General features: G+C 64.7%; 23 protein-coding genes and 1 tRNA gene. 10 read left to right on the top strand and 14 right to left on the bottom strand.

From position 1 onward, the window contains the following. Window positions 1-25: 25 nt before the first annotated feature. The 4 genes from JHD67_RS22845 to JHD67_RS02215 all read right to left on the bottom strand — a co-directional run bounded on the left by JHD67_RS22845 (window position 26) and on the right by JHD67_RS02215 (window position 2940). The gene (locus tag JHD67_RS22845; protein ID WP_199096875.1) at window positions 26-721 is read right to left on the bottom strand and encodes a flagellar hook capping FlgD N-terminal domain-containing protein; all 696 of its coding nucleotides are present in this window, start codon (window positions 719-721) and stop codon (window positions 26-28) included. 17 nt (window positions 722-738) lie between these two features. Continuing rightward, window positions 739-1167 carry a flagellar basal body rod protein FlgC gene (gene flgC / locus JHD67_RS02225; protein WP_199096873.1) on the bottom strand — a complete coding sequence of 143 codons (429 nt, stop codon included), beginning with the start codon at window positions 1165-1167 and terminating at the stop codon, window positions 739-741. After that, window positions 1167-1568, bottom strand: a complete 402-nt coding sequence (gene flgB, locus JHD67_RS02220; RefSeq protein WP_199096871.1) for a flagellar basal body rod protein FlgB — start codon at window positions 1566-1568, stop codon at window positions 1167-1169. The genes flgC and flgB overlap by 1 nt, the downstream gene beginning before the upstream one ends. A gap of 439 nt (window positions 1569-2007) precedes the next feature. Then, window positions 2008-2940 carry a chemotaxis protein gene (locus JHD67_RS02215; RefSeq protein ID WP_199096869.1) on the bottom strand — a complete coding sequence of 311 codons (933 nt, stop codon included), beginning with the start codon at window positions 2938-2940 and terminating at the stop codon, window positions 2008-2010. Between the two features lie 170 nt (window positions 2941-3110). Here JHD67_RS02215 and JHD67_RS02210 point away from each other — a divergent pair, with 170 nt between their 5' ends. The 5 genes from JHD67_RS02210 to JHD67_RS02190 all read left to right on the top strand — a co-directional run bounded on the left by JHD67_RS02210 (window position 3111) and on the right by JHD67_RS02190 (window position 7320). Then, window positions 3111-4418 carry a methyl-accepting chemotaxis protein gene (locus JHD67_RS02210; RefSeq protein ID WP_199096867.1) on the top strand — a complete coding sequence of 436 codons (1308 nt, stop codon included), beginning with the start codon at window positions 3111-3113 and terminating at the stop codon, window positions 4416-4418. Beyond that, a complete protein-coding gene (gene flgA, locus JHD67_RS02205) occupies window positions 4415-5104 on the top strand; it encodes a flagellar basal body P-ring formation chaperone FlgA (protein WP_199096865.1) in 690 nt (229 codons plus the stop codon). The genes JHD67_RS02210 and flgA overlap by 4 nt, the downstream gene beginning before the upstream one ends. 90 nt (window positions 5105-5194) lie before the next feature. Then, the gene (gene flgM, locus JHD67_RS02200; RefSeq protein ID WP_199096864.1) at window positions 5195-5518 is read left to right on the top strand and encodes a flagellar biosynthesis anti-sigma factor FlgM; all 324 of its coding nucleotides are present in this window, start codon (window positions 5195-5197) and stop codon (window positions 5516-5518) included. Beyond that, window positions 5515-5964 carry a flagellar protein FlgN gene (locus tag JHD67_RS02195; protein WP_199096863.1) on the top strand — a complete coding sequence of 150 codons (450 nt, stop codon included), beginning with the start codon at window positions 5515-5517 and terminating at the stop codon, window positions 5962-5964. The genes flgM and JHD67_RS02195 overlap by 4 nt, the downstream gene beginning before the upstream one ends. A gap of 93 nt (window positions 5965-6057) precedes the next feature. Then, window positions 6058-7320, top strand: coding sequence for an HDOD domain-containing protein (locus JHD67_RS02190; protein WP_199096862.1), 1263 nt, complete (start codon window positions 6058-6060; stop codon window positions 7318-7320). A gap of 52 nt (window positions 7321-7372) precedes the next feature. Here JHD67_RS02190 and JHD67_RS02185 read toward each other — a convergent pair whose 3' ends face one another. The 7 genes from JHD67_RS02185 to rsmD form a co-directional block, all read right to left on the bottom strand. Beyond that, on the bottom strand, window positions 7373-8389 hold the full coding sequence (locus tag JHD67_RS02185) for a TMEM43 family protein (RefSeq protein WP_199096861.1): 1017 nt from the start codon (window positions 8387-8389) through the stop codon (window positions 7373-7375). Between the two features lie 35 nt (window positions 8390-8424). Further along, window positions 8425-9267 (bottom strand): MBL fold metallo-hydrolase, encoded by an 843-nt coding sequence (locus JHD67_RS02180; RefSeq protein ID WP_199096859.1) that lies wholly within the window; start codon window positions 9265-9267, stop codon window positions 8425-8427. Window positions 9268-9269: 2 nt separating this feature from the next. Next, window positions 9270-10991 carry a gamma-glutamyltransferase gene (gene ggt, locus JHD67_RS02175; RefSeq protein ID WP_199096857.1) on the bottom strand — a complete coding sequence of 574 codons (1722 nt, stop codon included), beginning with the start codon at window positions 10989-10991 and terminating at the stop codon, window positions 9270-9272. Beyond that, entirely contained in the window at window positions 10988-11287 is a 300-nt protein-coding gene (locus tag JHD67_RS02170; protein ID WP_199096855.1) for a YfhL family 4Fe-4S dicluster ferredoxin, read from the bottom strand. The genes ggt and JHD67_RS02170 overlap by 4 nt, the downstream gene beginning before the upstream one ends. A gap of 138 nt (window positions 11288-11425) precedes the next feature. Further along, complete coding sequence (locus JHD67_RS02165) at window positions 11426-11926, bottom strand: hypothetical protein (protein ID WP_199096853.1); 501 nt, start codon at window positions 11924-11926, stop codon at window positions 11426-11428. A 236-nt stretch (window positions 11927-12162) separates the two neighbouring features. Further along, complete coding sequence (gene coaD / locus JHD67_RS02160) at window positions 12163-12666, bottom strand: pantetheine-phosphate adenylyltransferase (protein WP_199096851.1); 504 nt, start codon at window positions 12664-12666, stop codon at window positions 12163-12165. A gap of 85 nt (window positions 12667-12751) precedes the next feature. Next, window positions 12752-13321 carry a 16S rRNA (guanine(966)-N(2))-methyltransferase RsmD gene (gene rsmD, locus JHD67_RS02155; RefSeq protein WP_199096849.1) on the bottom strand — a complete coding sequence of 190 codons (570 nt, stop codon included), beginning with the start codon at window positions 13319-13321 and terminating at the stop codon, window positions 12752-12754. A gap of 74 nt (window positions 13322-13395) precedes the next feature. Between rsmD and ftsY the strand changes: the two genes are divergently transcribed. The 5 genes from ftsY (at window position 13396) to JHD67_RS02130 (ending at window position 17125) form a co-directional block, all read left to right on the top strand. Then, a complete protein-coding gene (ftsY, locus tag JHD67_RS02150; RefSeq protein WP_199096847.1) occupies window positions 13396-14544 on the top strand; it encodes a signal recognition particle-docking protein FtsY in 1149 nt (382 codons plus the stop codon). 13 nt (window positions 14545-14557) lie between these two features. Further along, the gene (locus tag JHD67_RS02145; RefSeq protein WP_199096845.1) at window positions 14558-15649 is read left to right on the top strand and encodes an AsmA family protein; all 1092 of its coding nucleotides are present in this window, start codon (window positions 14558-14560) and stop codon (window positions 15647-15649) included. Next, window positions 15646-16677, top strand: a complete 1032-nt coding sequence (mutY, locus tag JHD67_RS02140) for an A/G-specific adenine glycosylase (RefSeq protein WP_199096843.1) — start codon at window positions 15646-15648, stop codon at window positions 16675-16677. Before JHD67_RS02145 ends, mutY begins: the two co-directional genes overlap by 4 nt. A 27-nt stretch (window positions 16678-16704) precedes the next feature. Further along, the gene (locus JHD67_RS02135; RefSeq protein ID WP_199096841.1) at window positions 16705-16983 is read left to right on the top strand and encodes an oxidative damage protection protein; all 279 of its coding nucleotides are present in this window, start codon (window positions 16705-16707) and stop codon (window positions 16981-16983) included. 66 nt (window positions 16984-17049) lie between these two features. Then, window positions 17050-17125 (top strand) — tRNA-Phe (locus JHD67_RS02130). A gap of 250 nt (window positions 17126-17375) precedes the next feature. Here JHD67_RS02130 and JHD67_RS02125 read toward each other — a convergent pair. The 3 genes from JHD67_RS02125 to JHD67_RS02115 form a co-directional block, all read right to left on the bottom strand. Continuing rightward, window positions 17376-17780, bottom strand: a complete 405-nt coding sequence (locus JHD67_RS02125; RefSeq protein ID WP_199096840.1) for a hypothetical protein — start codon at window positions 17778-17780, stop codon at window positions 17376-17378. A gap of 313 nt (window positions 17781-18093) precedes the next feature. Next, a complete protein-coding gene (locus JHD67_RS02120; RefSeq protein ID WP_199096839.1) occupies window positions 18094-18459 on the bottom strand; it encodes a YciI family protein in 366 nt (121 codons plus the stop codon). A gap of 353 nt (window positions 18460-18812) precedes the next feature. Then, a partial coding sequence (locus JHD67_RS02115) for a hypothetical protein (protein WP_233171588.1) occupies window positions 18813-19993 on the bottom strand: 1181 nt, incomplete at its 5' end.

Below are 19993 nucleotides of genomic sequence, written 5' to 3'. Positions count from 1 at the left end.
TCGTTCTAGAGTGTTGCGTTGAGCGTCACAGGATCTGCGCGACCTGGCTGAGCGATACACCGCCCACGCCGGAGACCTGCAGGTAGGTACCCAGCGAGCTGCCACCGTAACCAACGCCGGTAACCGTGCCCGCCACATACGTATTGAGAGTGGTGCTGCCGCTGCTGGCGGCGAGCGTGTAGCTGCCGGCCGGCAGCACATTGCCGCTGTCGTCCTTGCCGTCCCAGGTGAACTGCGAAAGACCCGCGCCTTGCGTACCCAATGACATGGTGCGCAGCACATTGCCCGAGGCGTCCTGCACCTGCACCGTCACCGGTCCAGTGCTCGTGACATTCACCGCGCCCTTCACCGCATCGCTGCCGTCGAAACTCACACTGCTGGCAGGCACCAGCACCGAGCGGTTCACCAGGTTGGACGAACTGAGTACTTGCGAGGTCTGCACGGCAGCGTTCATGTTGCTGCTGAAGCTCTGCAGATCCGTGTCCAGCTGCTGCGTGGCCGATAGCGTGCTGAATTGCGCCATCTGCGACACGAATTGCGAGTTATCCACCGGATTGGTGGGGTCCTGCGCCTGCAGCTGGGCCGTCATCAACTTGAGGAAGTCGGCCTGCGTCATCGTGCCCGACAGCGCCTGGCTTACGTTGGACGAGTTGCTCTGGTTGGCCGCGTTGCTGGAGCTACTGGAGCTGGCGGCGTTGTTGGTGCTGGGAATGGTCGACACGTAGGAATCCTCCCGGCTTACTTACCGAGGTCGAGGGTCTTGAGCATGAGCTGCTTGGTGGTGTTCATCGCTTCGACGTTGTTCTGGTACGAACGCGACGCGGTAATCATGTTCACCAGCTCGTCGATGGGATTGACGTTGCTGCCGTACACGTAGCCGTTGGCATCGGCCATGGGATTGCCTGGCTCGTAGCGGCTCTGCACATCGGCCTGGCTTTCGGTTACGCCCTTCACCTGCACGCCCACCGCGCTATCGGCGTCGGCGCTGCTGGCGCCGCCCATGGCGCGCTGTACGGCGGCGAACAACGGCTGTTTGGCGCGATACGCGCCTTCGGGTGTGCCCGATACGCTGTCCGCGTTGGCGAGGTTGCTGGCGACGGTATTCAAGCGCAGCGATTGCGCTGCCATGCCCGAGCCGGCCACATCGAAGATCTTGAACATCGACATTAGCTCTGGCCTCCGGTGATGGCGGTGCGCAACATGTGAATCTGCGCGGTGATGAAGGAAAGGCTGGCCTGGTAATGCACGCCGTTGGCGGCGAAGTTGGCCTGCTCGGTTTGGGTGTCGACGGTGTTGCCGTCCATCGACGGCTGGCTCGGCACGCGATAGGCGAGCTTTTGCTGGGCCTGGGCCTGAGGATTGATCTGCCCCTGCTGAGTAATGGTCATCGGCAACTGTTCGCTGTTACCGCTGGCCTGCGATAGCGCCTTCTTGAAATCGACATCGCGCGCGAGATAGCCGGGGGTGTCGGCATTGGCCAGGTTACTTGCCAGCACTTCGCTACGACGCTGCCATAGGTCGAGCGCCTGGGTGTGCAAACCGAACAAGTTGTCGTTGATCGAACTCATCACTCACTCCTGCGGGGATGACCGCGGGAGGATTTCAGCAATTTGCGTGCCACGCTTTGACGATGTCACCGCAGGCCGCGCGGTTACTGGGTTTGCGCGATACGGGGCGATGATTTATCAGCGTTGATCCGAGCGGGTGTCAGCTTTTCGACAGGGGGGATAGCGGCTTCCCGTCGCCAGGGTTTTGACGGGCGGATTGGTGGATGGAGCGCGCGCGGCAGGGTTGTATGCGGGAGCACCCTCGCCGAGCCCGCAGGCGATCGAAACGCCCGCCGCGCAGGCGGCCAGGTCTGCGCATCACCGCAACAAGAAGCCAAAGGCACTGGGTTGCCAGCCCTTCGGCTGTTGAAAAGCACCCCCTGCTTTCGCAGGGATGATGCCTCGGCATTCGGCATGAGCAATCGTGTGCGCAGCCCAAAACTCGAGCGAACCCAAGAACTCAGAACGAGCCCAAGTTCTCCGGCATCAGATCCAACACCGTCTGCGCCAACACATCCGGCTGGAACTTCGCCACAAAGCGATCGGCATTCACCTCGCGCACCATCGCTTCGTTGAAGATGCCGCTGATCGAGCTGTGCAGCACCACCTTCAGCGAACGCAGCTCCGGCGTCTCGCGGATCGCCCGCGTCAACGCATAGCCGTCCAGGCGCGGCATCTCGATATCCGACACCACCAGAGTCACATGCTTCTCGTCCGGCGCCTTGGCCAGCTCAGTCAGGCGCTCCAACGCTTCGCGACCGTCCTGGGCGACCAGGCACTCCACGTCCATCTGGCGAAACAGGTTCACCAACTGGTTGCGGGCCACCAGCGAATCGTCCACCACCATCACGCGCCGCGGCTGCAGATCATGCACGCGGGCAATGCGCTGCATCGGCCCCGATAGCTCGGTTGCGGTAGCGTTGAGGCTGGCAAGCACATGCTCCACATCCACGATGGCGATCAGGGCGCCATCGATGCGGGTAACCGCATTGACCCGCGTGCCAAAGCCCAGCGCGGGCGGCGGCGTCGCCAGGGATTCGCCCGCGCAATGCACCAGGCGTTGCGGCTCGGCCACCAGGAAGCCCTGCACCGTACGGCTGAACTCGGTCACCATCAGGTGGGCCAAAGGCTCCGAACGCAGCGGCGGGTAACCCAAGGCCACGGCCAGGTCGATCACCGGGATGGTCTGGCCGCGGTAGTCACAGCTACCGGCCACCAGCGGCACGGCGTCGGGCATGCGCTCCATCGGCGGGCGGCGCATCACTTCGCGCACCTTGAATACATTGATGCCGAACAGTTGCTCGTCGCCCATCCGGAACAGCAGCATGGCCACCCGATTGTGACCGGCCAGCCGGGTCTGCTGCTCCACCTTTTCCATCCACGCGCCGCTCATGCGGACTCCTCGCGATGCGGCCATAGCCGCGGGTTACAGGTCGCGTATCGGCCAAAAAGGCGACCGCTTGAGGCGCCGCCCCTCCAGGCATGGCACGTCGCTTGCTTTCTCAAGTTCCGAGCTGTCCCGCCGATGCCGGGACGACCTTTTAAGGAAGGAACGATTCGCCCATGAGTCTGATCTGGAGCCAGCACCTCACCGAGCTTGCACGCGCCGCCGCCGCAGGTGATCGGGCGCGCGTGGCACAGCTGTCCGCCCGCCACCCCCGCGCCGCGCAGGCGTTGGCGCCGCTGCTCAAAGCGGTGTCCACCGTGCCCCCGCCGGCTGCGGTGGCCTTGCAAACGTTGGAGCAGCAAGGCCTGGTGCTCAGCGCCTCGCAAGCCCTGGTGCGGGAGCAGGCCGGCATGCGCCAGTCCGCCGAGGAGAGCCGCGATGGTGTCGGTCGCTTGACGGATGGCAGTGCCGGAATCTCGACGGCCCTGCAGCAGATCACCACCGGCCTGGATTACGCCCGCCAGACCGGCGAGGCGAGCGAGCGCAGCGTAAGCGAGCTCGACGGTCAGCTCCGCCTGCTGCGCACCGCCCTTTCCACCATGAACCGCAACCAGAGCCGCCTGGCCGAACAGGTGGCGCAGATCCGCAAGCTCACCGGCGTGGTGCAGGAAATCGCGCACCAGACCAACCTAGTGGCGCTCAACGCCGCCATCGAGGCCGCGCGCGCAGGCGAGGCGGGCCGCGGCTTTGCCGTGGTGGCCGACGAAGTGAAGCAGCTGGCCGAGAAGACCAGCCAGGCCACCGCCGAGATCGAACAGGTCACCGGCTCCATCGGCGACTTCTCACTGCAGTTGGATGGCGACGTGCAACAAGGCTTGCAGCGCCTGGAGCGCGCCCAGGACGGCGTGGCCCAGACCGGCACCACCTTGCAGGACAGCGGCGAAGCACTGCGCCAGGTCGGCGAGCGCATCACCACCATGCATAAGAATCAGGACGCCCACCACGCCCGCGCGGTCGCCGCGCAGGCCGCCCTGGGCGCCTGGCACCGTCGTGCGGCCGAGGCCAGCCGCCAGGCCGAGGCGCTTAGCCGCGCTGCCCTGCTTTCGCACCGCCTCTCGCTGGATTGGCTGGAGAGCGAAAGCGGCCACGACCCGGCCAGCCTCAGCCTGACCGTGCGCGAAGCGGCCCAGAGTCTGCGCCAGGCCATGGAACTCGCCCTGCAGGAGCCGGCTGCGCTCGATCGCCGCTGGTTCGATACCCAGGCGCTCTCGCGCACGCTGCAGCGCCTGGCAGAGGCTCGTGGCAGCCATCCGGCCGCTCACGCGATCACGGCCTCCGGCGAGCGCCTGCGTGAACAGGGGAGCACCTTCGCCACCCTGCTTACCGACGGCCAGCTCGATCAGGCCAGCCAGATGGTCGAACAGTTGGAAAGCGAACGCGAAGTGATGTTGGCCCAGCTCAACGTGCTGCTGGCCGACCTATGACCTGTCGCCCGCTGGCCGCCCTGCTGCTATGCGCTGCCGCGCTGCCTGCCTACGCCGTGGATACGGTGCAGGCGGCACGCGCGACGGCGGAGCAATGGCTGCGCGGCCAGTACGACACGCCTGGTAGCCGCGTGGTGGCCCAGGCCGCCGCGCTGGACCCGCGCTTGCAGCTGTCCCCTTGCCCGGCGGCGCTCAACGCCAGCCTGCAGGAAGGCACCCGCCTGATGCCGCGCATGAATGTCACCGTGCGCTGCCCCCAGCCGGACGGCTGGACGGTGCGCGTGCCCGTACAGCTGCAGGTGTTCCGCCAGGTGCTGGTGATTGCCCGCCCCTTGCAGCGTGGCGATGGCGTGCGCCCGGACGACGTACACAGTGAAGAACGCGATATCACCCGCCTGGGCTACGGCTATGTCAGCGACATGGGCGAGGTCGAGGGGCGTACCCTCTCGCGCGCCATAGGCGCCGGCACCGTGCTTACCCCCAACGCGCTCGGCGGCCGCACGGCGGTCAAGGCCGGCGATCAGGTACAGCTGATATCCCGCCTCAATGGCATCGAGGTGCGCGCCAGCGGCATTGCCCTGGGCAGCGGGGACAGCGGTTCGCGCCTGCGCGTGCGCAATGGCAGTTCCGGCAAAGTCATCGACGCCATGGTGATGGCACCGGGCGAGGTACTCGCCCTCCCATAGCTTGTGGCGGCATAGACCACTAAAGTTTGCGGCCATCCGGCCGATCCTGAGATCAACAGGGCCAAACCTACGTACTTTGAGAACGGACCCATGAACACCACAATTTCCAACAATGGCTTGCCCAAGCTCCCCCAGGCCCCTTCCGGCCAGGGCAGTGCTTCGACGCAGGGTGCCACCAGCGCCCCCGGCACCGAAGCCACCACCGGCAGCAACAGCGGAGATGACCGTGTGCAGCTGACTGACTCCGCGCGCGCCCTCCAGGAAGCCGCCCGTACCCACAGCGGCGCCACTGTCGACACCAAAAAGGTAGAGCAGGTGCGCCAGGCCCTGGCCAACGGTACCTACAAGATCGACCCCAGCCGCATCGCCGATCGCATGATGTCGCTGGACAGCCAGATCAGCGGTAAATCATGAACTACGCACTGCAAGCCGAACTGGACCATGCCCTGATGGCCGCGGTCGAGGAGATGCGGCTGGCAGTGGAGCAATTGTCCGATACGTTGCAAACCGAGCGCCTCGCGCTGGAAACGGCCGATGTCGATGCGCTCAACCGCGCCGGCGCCAGCAAGCATGCATTGATGCTCCGCCTGGAGCAGCTCGACAGCGAACGCGTGCAGCTCAGCCAGGGCGCCCCCGAAGCCAGCCGCGCACTTGCCCCGGTATGGCAGCAGATCCTGCAGTCGTTGCGCTCCTGCCAGCAGCTCAACCAGCGCAACGGCAACTTGGTGGGTATCCGTCTGCAGCAGGTGCGCAAGGCGCTGGCCGTGCTGACGGGCACCGATGATGTCGAAGCAAGCGTGTACGGCCGCGCAGGCGAACTGCGCACGAGCCTGCGCTCGCAACCCCTGGCTGAGGCTTGATTTCATGGTGCACGCGAAAGTTGACTCGCGGCGCATGCAACAACAGGCGGCCAACGTCGCCCCTTTCTCCCACTTCCACTTGATCGACCGACCATGAGCGAAGCTGCGGCCATCCCCTCCGCCCTCGACGCGTCTGCCGCCTCCGCCAGCGAGCAACCGCTGCCGGTCATACGGCTGCCGATGCTGGACACCAAGCGCGAACTGTTCGCCTATGAGATCGTGTTCCAGAACGACGACGAGGACGAGGCTGCGCTCATGCGCCGGGCGCTTGCCACCATCACCGATGGCGCGCTCGCGCGCCTGGTGCGCGGCAACCGCACCTTTCTGCGCCTGACCCGCGACCTGTTGATGGAAGAAACCGACGTGCTGCAGCATCAGCCGCGCTTTGGCGTGCTGCTGGACCCGCAGGCTGCCGCGGATACCGCCCTGGTGGAGCGCCTCACCCGCATGGCGCAGCGCGGCTGTCCGTTGATGCTCGATGCCGGCGATGTAGAACTGGAATTCAACGCCGCCGTGGAGCCGCTGCTCAAGGTGGTGCAGTTCGTTCGACTGGACGCCAGCAAGCTCGATCCGGCCACGCTGCGCACGCGCAGCGAGTACTTGCACGCACGCGGCACGCATGTGGTCGCTGGCCACGTGGACGATCACTCTACCTACCGCCGTTGCGAAGAGTTACCGGTGCAGGCGGTGCAAGGCCAGTTCCTGCTCAAGCCAGAACCGGTCGAAGTGCCGGTGCTCACCGCCAATCGCCTGAGCCTGCTGCGCCTGATGAAGGCCTTGCAGGAGGGCAACCCGGGTCCGGTCGAGCTGGGCCAGATCGTGCGCGACGACGCCATCCTCAGCTACAAGCTGCTGGGCTGCGTGAACTCCGCATACTTCGCCCTGCCCCGTCAGCTCAAATCCGTGCAGCAAGCCGCGATCTTCTTCGGCGCCGCACGCATGCGCAATTGGATCTACATCATGGCGCTCAGTGGCATGGGCGATCGGCCGCCGGAACTGCTGCGCGCCGCGCTGATCCGTGCCCACATGTCCGAGAAGCTCGCGCAACACATGGCGCCCGAGCAGCGCGAAATGGCGTTCACCGCCGGCCTGTTCTCGCTGCTGGATACGCTGATGGAGGCACCCATGGATTTCGTGCTGTGGCATCTGCCGCTGGCACGCGAGATCAGCAGCGCGCTGCTGGAGAACAAGGGGCCCTTCGCACCGTTGCTCGAACAGATTCGTGCCTGGGAAGCCGGCGACCTGCGCAGCGGCGAAGTACAGCCGCAGGTGATCCGTCGAATGGCGGCGATTTACCTGGAGGCCACCCAGTGGGCCGATCACGTGTACGCCTTTGCGGACCAGCGCCCCAACTAAGCACATGAGCTGGCGCTCATCCCGGTGCCTGCCGGGATGACGCCCCCGGCCGTCAGTGGGGTATCGCGCGCATCCGCCACACCGCCAGGCCCAGTCCGACCAGGGCTAGCAAGAACCATGCACCGCCCAGGGCCAGATCCGTCCCCAGCCACATCACGCTGGCGACTGCGCCGATCAGCAGCGAACTGGTGCCCAGCGCGAGCAGGCCATCGTGATGCGTGCGCTGGCGGTCCGGCAGCAACAACAGCACGCCCAAAGCGCCCAACAGCAAAGCAGCCAAACGACGCAGCCACACGAAATTCGGGGGTTGCGGCACGTCGGGTGCCAGATCGCTCAGCGTGCGCTCGCCCACCTGCACATCGAATCCCTTGCCGTCGGCTGCATGCGCGGCCGGCACCAGTTGATCACCGTCGATCTGCGCAAACACCGTTACCGGCTGAATCGGCACGATTTCCCAACTCACCCGCACATCCCCCAAGCGTGGCTGCTCCGGCTTGGCGCTGGTGGTGAAGTAGTGGTCGTAAAGCGCGAAGCTGGCCGCCAGGTTGGGCGGCAACGACTTGGGGTTGGGCGTGAGCATGTCACTGCCCGGCAAAGCATGCAGCAACGCGGGCGCCAGCGCATAACCGCCGACACGCACCTGGCCTGCATCGAACTGCTTGCCCTGGATCGGGAAGCGTGAAGGATTGAGGTGACCGCCGGGTTGCGCAAAACGACGGGAATCCAGCGGACGGTCGACCCAATCCAGCTCATAGTGGACTTCGCCGCTCACCCGCACTTCGCGCCACTGGAACATCTCCACGTGACGGATCAACAGTGGCGTCGATGCGCGCTGTCCGAACTCCGGATCGTAGGGCTCCTCCACCACGCGGACTGGACCGGTGATACGCGCGAGGTAGCCATGCTGGCCGGACTCCGGCGTGCCGCCCGCGCCCAGGTCGAGAATCTGTCCACCATGGCGCTCAGCAGCGCGCTGGTGATCGAGCAAACCCTGCTCGGTCATCGCCACCAGTCCGGCGCCGCCGAGCAATAGCAGGGCACCCAGCACACGTCGTAGCCATCGTTGCATAGCGGTCTTCCCCCGTGTCGACCGTGTCAGTCCGTTCAGCCTCGCAGTTCGCGCTGTTCGTCCGTCGTGCCGTAACGCCCCCGCTCGTCACGCACTACGCGCGCCACTGCGCAATCGTGATCGTGCGTGAAGAACAACCGCACGCCCCGCGCCAGCTTGTCATCCAGGAAACGCCGCTTTTCATCGATCAGCGCCTCGGGGTAGCGGTCATAGCCCATCGTAATGGGCAGATGCACCCAGAACCGCCCCGGAATCAGGTCCGCGCAGAACACCACGCCACCGACTTCCGACAGCATGAGGCCCGGCGTATGGCCGTCCGAATAGCTGAAGCGTACCGCCCTACCCAAGGCCGCGGCATGCTCGCCCTCCACCAGTTCCAACCGGTTACTGGCTTCCAGCAGCGGCTGGAGTTCTGGCACGAACGACGCGCGATCGCGCGGATGCGGCGCCAGCGCTCGGCGCCAATGCTCGGCGCCGACCACATAGGTTGCCTTGGGAAACAACAGCCGCGCCGGCTGGCCTTCTTCCCATGCGGCAAGCAGGCCGCCAGCGTGGTCGAAGTGCAAATGCGACAGCACCACCACATCGATGTCTTCGTGGCGCAGGCCGACCTGCGCCAGCGAATCAAGCAACACGTGCCGGTCTTCCACCACGCCGTAGCGCTCACGCAGCGAGGGCTCGAAGAACGCGCCGATGCCGGTTTCGAACAGCACGTTCTTGCCGTCCAGATTCTTCACCAGCAGGCAGCGGCAGGCCAACGGAATGCGGTTCTCCGCATCCGGCGCAATCCAGCGCGACCAGAGCGCCCGAGGCGCATTGCCAAACATGGCCCCGCCATCGAGCTTCTGGGAATTACCGATAAGCGACCAAAGCTCCATCGCTACTGCACCTTGCCCAGACCCGATTCGCGACGCGGATCGCTGGCGGCGTCGAGCGTGTTGGTCTTGAGATCCCACGTGACCACGTTCATGTAGCCCCAGGGGTTGCGGTCCTTCAGCGTATAACCCATGCGGGTCAGCGCTTCGGCCGTGGCCGGAGAGAACGCGCCCGGCTCCACGTCCACGCGGTCAGGCATGTACTGATGGTGGAAGCGCTTCTGCGCCACGATGCCCTTGGCGTCCTTGCCATCGATAAAGGCCAGGATGCCTTCGAGCACCTGCGTGATGATGGTGGAACCGCCCGGCGAGCCGATCACGCCCACGCGATCGGCGCCGAACACAATGCTCGGCGTCATCGACGACAGCATGCGCTTGCCCGGAGCCGGCGCATTGGCCGCGCTGCCCAGCAGGCCGTACACGTTGGGCTTGTTCGGCACCAGCGCGAAGTCGTCCATCTCATCGTTGAGAAGCACGCCAGTGCCCTCGGCCACAAACGTGGAGCCCATGGTGTAGTTCACCGTGAGCGTGATCGAGGCGATATTGCCGTCCTTGTCGATCACGGAGAAATGCGTGGTGTGCATGCCCGGATCGATGCCCGTGCTGGCCGGCAGCATCGAGGACGGCGTGGCCTTGTCCATCAGGATGGTCTGGCGCAAGCCGGCCGCGTAATACGGCGACAGCAGCATATCCAGCGGCATCTTCACAAAGTCCGGATCGCCCAGATAATCGTTGTGGTCGCGGAAGGCGCGACGCATGGCCTCGATCACCAGGTGCAGGCGGTGCGGCTCGTCCAGCTTGGTGAGGTCGTAGCCGGAAAGAATGTTGAGGATCTCGGCCACGGCCACGCCGCCCGACGAGGCAGGCGGCGCGGTGACCACGCGATAGCCGCGGTAATCCACGCTGATCGGGGTGCGCTCCTTGATCTGGTAGCTCTCCAGATCCTTGGCCGTCCAGTTGCCACCGGCGGCGCGCACGGCGTCCACCAGCTTCTTGCCGATTTCGCCGCGATAGAAACCATCGAAGCCATGCTCGCCCAGCAGTTCGAGCGTGCGCGCCTGATCGGGATCCTTCCAGGTCTGCCCGGCCACCGGCGGCTTGCCGCTTGGCAGATACTTGGCCACCGAGGCGGGCCAGCGGCGGATGTCCTGCTCACGCTCGGCAATGGCGTTAATCAGGCGGCCATCCGGCACAAAGCCATCGCGCGCCACGCGCACGGCAGGTGCCAGCGAATCCTTCAACGGCAGCTTGCCGTAATGCGTGGCAAGCCATGCCAGGCCAGCCGGCTCACCGGGAATGCCCGCGGATAGCGGGCCATTGAGCGCGGTGTCGCGATTGGGCTCGCCGTTCTTGTCGAGGTAATCCTTGGGGTTCACCGCGGCCGGCGCGGTTTCGCGCGCATCGATGAACACCTCACGGCCGTCGGCGCGATGAAGCACCGCCATAAAGCCACCGCCGATACCGGAACTCTCCGGCTCCACCACCGACAAGGTGGCCGCTACGGCAATAGCGGCATCGAATGCATTGCCGCCCTTGGCCAATACTTCCAGGCCGGCTTCCGTGGCGTGGAAATTGGCGCTGGCGATACCGGCATGGCCGGGGCGCTGGGCCAGGGCCGCAGGCGCGGCGGCGGGGGTAACAGGTGGGCGGCCATCGGCGGCGTATGCAGCGCTGGTGGCAACCAGCAAACCAAGCAGCGCTGCGCGCCAGTTGAACGAAAACGTCATGCCTTGTCCTTTGCAGAAGCGCCCGACGCTGCCCCGGCGGCATCGCCGGCCACGGCCATCAGGTGGTGGTACTTCAGTTCGAGCTGTTCATGCGTCTCGGTGTGTTGGGGGTCGACGATGATGCATTCGACCGGACACACCTCCACGCATTGCGGCTGGTCGTAATGCCCGATGCATTCGGTGCACAACGACGGATCGATCACGTAGTACTCCTCGCCCAGCGAGATAGCCTTGTTCGGACAAGCCGGTTCACAGACGTCGCAGTTGACGCAGGTATCGAGGATTTTCAGGGACATTGGCTCAGTTTACACGCTAGTCCCGTCCGCTGCGGCCGACCAAACCCGCCGCAAGAACCTAAGTGCCTGCCACCAAAAACGAAAAAGCCCGCGACGCTGACGCATCGCGGGCCTGTTTTCAGCGAGGAAACCCCGCGCTTACATGTTCACGTAGCGCACCGTGGCGCCGGTCGGCTGCAGCACGGTGGAGACGCGATCCTTATCGGCGGCGTCGCCGATCACCAGCACGATCACGTCCTTGAACGCGCCCGGCTTGGCGTCCTTGAAGGCCTCGGTCACAAACTCGGCGGTCTTGCCCGAATCCGGACCGGCAAACACCAGCATGTTGCCCGGCAGCACGCCGCGGGCCACGGTGTCCTGCACCTGGTCGAGCTGACGCTGGCGCAGGGCGTTGGCGTCGTCGCTGTCACCGGCCGGCACCAGGTACGGGAACGGACGGTCGGCCGTCATGCCCTGCATGTTCTTCTGCACGATCGAACCCAGGTAGGCGTTCCACGCCTTGGAGTCGTTCGGGTCGGTCGGCTTGGACACGGCCTGAACCTGCTCGGTGGGCTGCTGGGCTTCTTCCTGCTGGCTGCAGGCCGTGATGGACAGGGTGCCAGCGAGCGCGATGGCGGCGATGAGGGCGTACTTGTACATGTGTGTCACCTTGGATGGTGGAATCTGGGGCTATGGATCCATTGGATGACTGGACCATCCAGCCGTCACGCGACTGCACCGGAAAACCCGGGGGAAGTGCCGGTTGCGGCGCGCGCGCCAAACCCTTCGGCCCCTGGTCCGCGGCGAGTGACTGTCCTGTCCGCAGGATGCGGGCGAGGATACACGACGGCGAGCCGGCCCGACACCGTTGGCCGTGCTGCAGTGCGACGCGAAAATCAGCTCCGCTGCCAGCGCTGGCGCATGGCCTGCTGCACCGCCGGGTGAACGAACCCGGAGATATCCCCGCCCAGACGGCCGATTTCGCGCACCAGCGTGGAGGAAATGAAGCTGTACTGCTCGGCCGGGGTAAGGAACAGCGTCTCGGCCTGCGGAATCAGGTGGCGGTTCATGCTGGCGAGCTGGAACTCGTACTCGAAATCGGACACCGCGCGCAGGCCGCGAATGATCACGCCCGCCCCCACCTCGTCGACGAAATGCGCGAGCAAACCATCGAAGCCGCGCACTTCCACGTTCTTGAGGTCCGCCAGTGCCAGGCGCGCCAATGTAATGCGCTCGTTGAGGCTGAAGCCCGGCCCCTTGTTGGGACTCTCGGCCACCGCCACGATGATCCGCTCGAACAACGGCGCGGCGCGCGCCACCAGGTCCGCGTGGCCATTGGTGATAGGGTCGAAAGTGCCAGGGTAGACAGCGAGACGCGTATTGACCGGCGGCTTGTTCACGTGATGAACCACTGGGGAGCAGGGGCGGCTAGCTTAGGCTTGTTCGCGATCCTCGCCTAGCCTTCGCCCGGACCATACGCCAAGGTCAGGAAACCGCCGCCGTACGGCGATACAGCGCATAGCGCACCTCACCGGCGGCTCCTTCACGATGCAGGCTCCACGCAACAGGTAGTACCGGCGGCAAACCCTTCGGGCTCTCCACATAGATCCACGCGCTTGGCGCTAACCAGCCGCCCTGCTCCAGGCCCTCGGCCAGCGGCGTCCACAGGTTCTGCGCAAAGGGGGGATCGAGAAACACCAACCCGAACGACTGGGCCGCCCCTTGCAGAAAAGCCTGTGCATCCGCCGCCGTCACCTCGCCGCCGCTGGCCTTGAGCCGCGCCAGGTTGTCGCGCAGGGCTTGGGCCGCGCGTGCATCGCGCTCCACGAAATGCACCGCCGCCGCGCCGCGTGACAACGCCTCCACACCCAGCGCGCCCGTGCCGGCGCACAGGTCCAGGCAGCGCGCCCCGGAAATCACCGGGGTCAGCCAGTTGAACAGCGTCTCCCGCACCCGCTCGGCCGTGGGACGCAGGCCGGGCAGTTCAGGGACATCGAGACGGGAGTTGCGCAGTTGGCCGCCGATGATGCGGATGCGCCCAGGCGCACTCTTCACGGCGGGCACGGCTCAGCGGTGAGTATGGGTCGGGGTGGTAGCATGCCGCCCATTGTCTTTGAATCCTCGCCGCAATGCTCAAGTTCTGGAAGAAGAAACCCGCTGAAACGCCTCCGGTCCCGCCTGCCGCGCCTGCGGCCGAGCCCGCTCCGCCGGCCGGGTTGCCGCACGACACGGATGCCGCTTCGCTGGAACATGCCACGCCCGCCCTGGACGAGGTGCTGGCCGAAACCCCGCCGTCGCCCGATGCCCCCGCCGAAGACGAAGCGTTTGAACGCGCGGCCATTGCCGAAGCCGCAGCGCCGACCAAGCGCAGCTGGCGCGATCGTTTGGCCGGCAGCGCCTTTGCGCGAGGCCTCAGCTCGCTGTTCGTCCGCCACCCCAAGCTCGACGACGACTTGCTGGATGAACTGGAAACCACGTTGATCACCGCCGATGTGGGCGTCGAAGCCAGCACCGCGCTGGTGGAGGATTTGCGCAAGCGCATGCACAAGCGCGAGTTCGCCGATGCGGGCGCCTTGCTCGCCGCGCTGCGCCAGTCGCTCATCAGCATGCTGCGCCCGGTAGAACTTCCCTTGTCGATCGGCGGCCAAAAGCCGTTCGTCATCCTCACGGTGGGCATCAACGGCGTAGGCAAGACCACCACCATCGGCAAGCTGGCGCGCCGCTATCGCGACGAAGGCCGTCAGGTGATCCTCGCCGCTGGCGACACCTTCCGTGCCGCCGCCGTAGAGCAGCTCAAGACCTGGGGCGCGCGCAACCAGGTACCGGTGATCGCCCAGGGCCAGGACGCCGATGCCGCCAGCGTGATCTTCGATGCACTGCAGGCCGCGCGCTCGCGACAGGTGGACGTGCTGATCGCCGATACCGCCGGACGTCTGCATACCCAGGCGGGCCTGATGGACGAACTGGGCAAGATCGCCCGCGTGCTCAAGAAAATCGATGTCGACTCGCCGCACGAAGTGCTCATGGTGATCGACGGCACCACCGGCCAGAACGCCGTGAACCAGGTACGCCAGTTCCGCCAGATCGTGGGCGTCTCCGGCCTGGTCGTGACCAAGCTCGACGGCACCGCCAAGGGCGGCGTCGTGTTTGCATTGGCGCGAGAGTTCGGCCTGCCGATCCGTTATGTCGGCCTGGGCGAAACCGCCACCGACCTGCGCGTATTCGACGCGGAGGCCTACGTCGACGGCTTGCTGCCCGCCAGCCTGGGCCAGGGCTGAGGGGCGCCGACCGGTGCCGCGCTGGCTCCGACTAAGCTTGCTGATCGCCAGCAGCGTCACGCTGGCGCTGGTCGCCGCCGCCCTGGTGGCCGTGCATGTACTGCTGCAGCCCGAGCGCATCACCGCCATGCTGCAATCGCAGGCTCGCGCCGCGGGGCTGGAGCTGAGCCTGTCCAGCCCCGCCACGCCCGCGCTGTTTCCTCGCCCCGCACTGGAACTGGAAGGCATCACGCTCAATGCGCAGGGCGCGAGCATGCCGATCCTGCTGGCCGCGCGCGGCTCACTTGCACTGCCTTGGCGCACGCTGTTTCGCGGCGAAACGATCATCTCGCAAATGCAGATCGATTCCCCGCGCGTGGATCTGGATGCCCTGCAGTCGTGGTTCGCCGACCTGCCCTCGGGCCCCAACGCCGCACCCACCAGCATTCCAAGCATCGATGCCGGCGTGCACATTACGCGCGGCACCTTGGTGCGCGGTAATCAACTGCTGCTCAGCGATGTGGATCTGCTGACCGGGCGTCTTGCTGCCGAGCACGTGTTCGCACTCACCGCATCGGCCAAGGATTCACAAGGCACGCCCACCCAGCTTCGCCTCACACTGACGCCACGCATCAAAGGCCAGGCATTGCAGCTGGACAACATTGCGCTGCAGCTCTCGCACAGCAATACGCTCACGCTGCACCTGCTGGGTGACGCGCGCTGGCGCGGCGCCGCCGATGCCTCCGCGCACCTGGCGGGCAAGCTCGATCATGCCGACAGCGGCGAATACACCATGGCGATCGAGCTGACCCCGGCGGACGAAAGCAACCCGCTTATGCTGGCACTGAAACTCGACGGCCCGGACAACCACGCCGACCTGCGCCTGCCGCCGCTGACGCTGGCCAGTTGGTGGGGCCAGCTCGATCACGACGAAGGCCCGCGCCTGGCCGTGCCGCCCGGCAGTGGCCACGCCGAAATCGCCAAGCTCGACCTGGGCGACATAAGTATCGAAGGGCTAAGCATCCAGGCAGGCAACGACGTGCCTGCCCCCGCATCCACCGCCGCAACGCCCGCACCGGCCAAGAACACCCCGGCCAAACCGGCTACCACGCGCAAGTCACCATGAATCCGTTCGCCTCCGCTCTGCTGGCCTGGTTCGACGAACACGGCCGCAAGGACCTGCCCTGGCAACATCCACGCGACGCCTACCGCGTGTGGCTGTCCGAGGTGATGCTGCAGCAAACGCAGGTAGCCACGGTGATTCCGTATTTCCAGCGTTTTGTGGAAGCGCTACCTACCCTGCGCGCCCTCGCCGCCGCGGACGAGGACACCGTGCTGGCACTGTGGTCGGGCCTGGGCTATTACCGCCGCGCCCGCTTCCTGCAACGCGCCGCGCAGATCTGCGTGGAACGACACCAGGGCGAACTTCCGCGCGATTTCGACGCCCTGGCCGAACTGCCAGGCATCGGCCGCTCCACCGCTGGCGCCATTCTCGCGCAGGCGTATGGACTTCCATTCGCCATTCTCGATGGCAACGTCAAGCGCGTGCTTACCCGCTACCTGGGCATTCACGGGCACCCCGGCCAGAGCGCCATCGAAAAGCAGCTATGGCTGCACGCGCAGGCGTTCACACCCGACACGCGCACCGCCGATTACACGCAGGCCATCATGGACCTGGGCGCCACGCTATGTACGCGCACGCGCCCCGACTGTAATGCCTGTCCCTTGGCCGCCTCATGCGTCGCCAAACGCGATGACCTCACCGCACAGCTGCCCAGTGCAAAGCCCAGCAAGGCCGTGCCGACGCGCGAAACTGTGATGCTGATCCTGCGCGACGCACATGGGCGCGTATTGCTGGAACGGCGTGGCGCGCAAGGCGTGTGGTCGGGCCTGTGGAGCCTGCCGGAAGCCAGCGACCACGACCACGCGTGGCGCGCCGCGCAGGCACTGGCGCGCATCGACGACGCACAGGCCCTTCCCGCATTCGTACACGTGTTCAGCCACTACCGCCTCAAGATCGAGCCCTTGCTGTTCGATCAGGCGACAGCGCACCGACGCATCGGCGACAATGCCCACCTGCGTTGGTGCGACGCCACCGAACGCGCAGCCCTCGGGCTGCCCGCTCCGGTGCGCAGCCTGCTCCACGATTTGTAGAACACCATCATCAAAGAGCCACACCTCATGAGCCGTATCGTTCACTGCGCCAAACTTGGCCGCGACGCCGAAGGACTGGATTTCGCCCCCTGGCCGGGCGCGCTCGGCCAGCGCATCTACGCGGATATTTCCAAGGAAGCGTGGCAACAGTGGCTGGCTCATCAGACCATGCTGCTCAACGAATACCGGCTAAACCCGCTGGACCCCAAGTCGCGCCAGTTCCTGAGCACCGAGATGGAGAAATTCCTGTTCGGCGGCGACGTGCAGGCACCCGAAGGTTTCGTGCCGCCCGACGCCAAGGCTTGACGAACTCCCTCGCTTCGGATTTAATGCACGGCTCCACGCGGCATCATCGATGCGCGTAGACATTTTGGCCGGGTAGCTCAGTTGGTAGAGCAGGGGATTGAAAATCCCCGTGTCGGCGGTTCGATTCCGTCCCCGGCCACCATGATTCCAAGGGCTTGCAGCGATGCAGGCCCTTTTCTTTTGGGCCGGGGAAACCGAGGGCCGCCGTTCACTCAGCACGGCAGGGCCTCAGCGGAGCGCCCCCTGCCCCAGCGACGACGCCCTCCACGTGAACCATCCGCAATCCAACGGTGCTTCGGGCGAAATGGCTTGAGTCCACCCTCTCGACCTGCACAACGGCTGGCCTCGCCAGGCTACCTCACCCAGGGTCGAGCGTACCGCTCGCGCCACACTTAGACCTCATCCGCGCTTTCCGTCCCTGGCTCAGCCATTTCCGCGCGCGCACGTTCAACGTACGCATCAAGCGTCATGCCTTGCTCAAGCGCATCACGCTCGGCCTCAGCCTTGAATGTTTCGGTGTAGGAATTGAAAACACCTCCCCCATCCTTCTGCTGAATGTCGGCAAGGCAATGGAACATGGCCATCACTTCCGCCGCGCTAGCGCCGCCGCCGATGACCTGATTGCCGATGACCAACACCCAATCGCTGCCCTGGCGCCCAATACCCGCAATCACCCGACCATCCGCGTCTTTCATCTCACCGTGAGGCTCAATCTGACGGCTTGTATGGCCGCCATGAGCACGCGCAGGGAGCTTCTTCCTTTTCGCGTCACGCTTAGCCTTTGAGTTCTTGGACACAACATGCTCCCTCAAATCGAGAAGTATATTCAGGCCAGCACCGCGACCGACCGCCACCCCGAAGCATAGCCGCACCCATCCAACCAGTTGCGGCAAGGGAACCTGACGCCACCGCTGCTTGCAGCCAGGTTTTGAATGAATGCCCTGCGCAGACATTCAGCTTCGGAAGACTGGCCAACGATTCCAGCCATGGATTACATCGACCGGCTAACGTGCCAGTCGAAAGCGGATACCCAATGCCTGAATTAAAGCGTGCCGCAAAGCGGCGTGAGCTTGACTGAATGGTTGGGCCGCGCAGCCTGGCAAACCCCTATCAAGACTCCGGATCAAACATGATCTCGCGAACCTCCTGCGCGCAGCGACACGCCGCGGCGAATCTGGCAGCCCAAATATGGGCCTCTTCGCGTGAAGAAACCTCAATGATCGAAAACCCGCCGATAACTGCCTTTACCTCCGGCGCCGGCCCGGCCGTGATCGTCCCGTCTGTCGCAACAATGGTCGACTGTTGGCGTGCTACACCGCACCCGAAAATCCAGACGCCGGCGGCCTTTGCCGCACGAAGCACCTTATGTGCTTCCTCGCCCACGGATGGAAAATCATCCTGAGGAATATGGTCCATCGAGCCGTCATCAAACGAAATCAAGTACCGTTGAGTCGCAAACTTGGTATCGATGGTCATGAGGATCTCTCTATGGGCCGGATCAGGCCGCCAGCCACAGTGACTAGCTTGACTTGGTCCTACCTATCCGACGAGCAAGGGGGAACGCAATCGACATGGCGTCGATGTGCCGCACCCACCGGCTAACCTCATAGTCGAAAGCGGCACCACCACGGATCATCCCCGCGCCGTCCCTTCACTCGCCCATGAAAGACGCTGCTTTCGCTATCGGGTACGGGGAGTCGAGACATGGACGTGCGGCCGCCGTTAGTCAGGTCGTCCATCCCACGCGTTATCACAGGCGTCGAGCAGGGCTTGGGTCCAGCAGCGTTGAGGGGGGATGCGGGCGAGCAGGAAATGCAGCTTGCGTCCCCTCATGGAGACAGCCACACCCAACGTACACGTGCTTCTTCGTGAGGATTGGCATAGCCCACGGCAGGCAGTAGTTCGCCGCGCTGACAGGTGACGATGGTGTCGGCGTTCGGGCTATACCCTACGCGCGCGCTTCCTTCGGGAAGTTTGGCGAGCCAGCGGCCGCTCTTGGGGCACGGCATGCGAGATGAGGCTTCCACCACGCTGTCGATATCGGCTTGCCATAGCCACTTATAGGAACCAGGGCCTAGCGGGCGTCCACTCACATCCAACTGGCCGGCAGGATCGGGAGCAACCTGCCCCCGCTCCAGACGCACCACAAAACGACCTTGCACGTCGGAGCGTGCACGAGTGTCGTAGGGACGATAATAGCCTTCCAACTTGGCTTTTCCGCCGATTTGGACCGGCCATTTCAGCATGAGCTTACGTTGAGCTGTTTCGTACTCTTCCAACTCTTGAGGCGTAGACGGGTAACCCCGAGCGATATTGACTTTTGGGTCGCCGTGATCATCCGATGCAAAATCGACGTGAGCACCTCGCGCCCATGGAGAGTTATCCACTGTGATATGCATGTGTGTCAGGACACCAAACTGAAACGTTCCGGGATAAGTCCTGCCCGTGGGCGCCGTCAGATAGACAAAATCTCGAGCCTCAGCAGGCCCCAGTTCGATTCCTTGATTTATTAAGGTCCCTAGCGGCATACGAGCTGCGCCGGCGAGCTGGAAGCCGATGCCTCGTGACAAGAATGGTTCCACCGCCAATCCCTCATCCCCAGGGTACGAAGCGCCAACACCGAGCGTTTCGTCAAAGATTTCCCCTGACCATAGGCTGGGATCTCTAAATCGAATGGTTCGCTCGCCAGTATTGATGAATCGCACGGTCACCAGAAAGTTATGCGGCTGTGGTTGCACATTGACGACGGCCACATCCAGCTTTACCAACTTGCGACCATGGGTATGCACCCAACGCTCCAAAGGTACGAATAAGTCACCGAGTTCGTTGAATAGGGGGCGCGGCATCAGCCAGAACGAGCCGCTCTTGTCTAGGGTCTGCCCGTTGCGAGTGCAATGAAGGGAAAAGCCGGAGGGTGCATCAGAGATCAAGGATCGCTGATATGTGCTGTCGCTTTGAATATCCTCACGGCAAAGCAGCTTCACGATGGCGCGCGCCTTAGCGCGACCGT

Origin of the sequence: Dyella sp. ASV21, assembly GCF_016428975.1 — a bacterium.
In the GTDB taxonomy this organism is placed as follows: domain Bacteria; phylum Pseudomonadota; class Gammaproteobacteria; order Xanthomonadales; family Rhodanobacteraceae; genus Dyella.
This window is presented reverse-complemented; position numbering and strand designations above follow the sequence as displayed.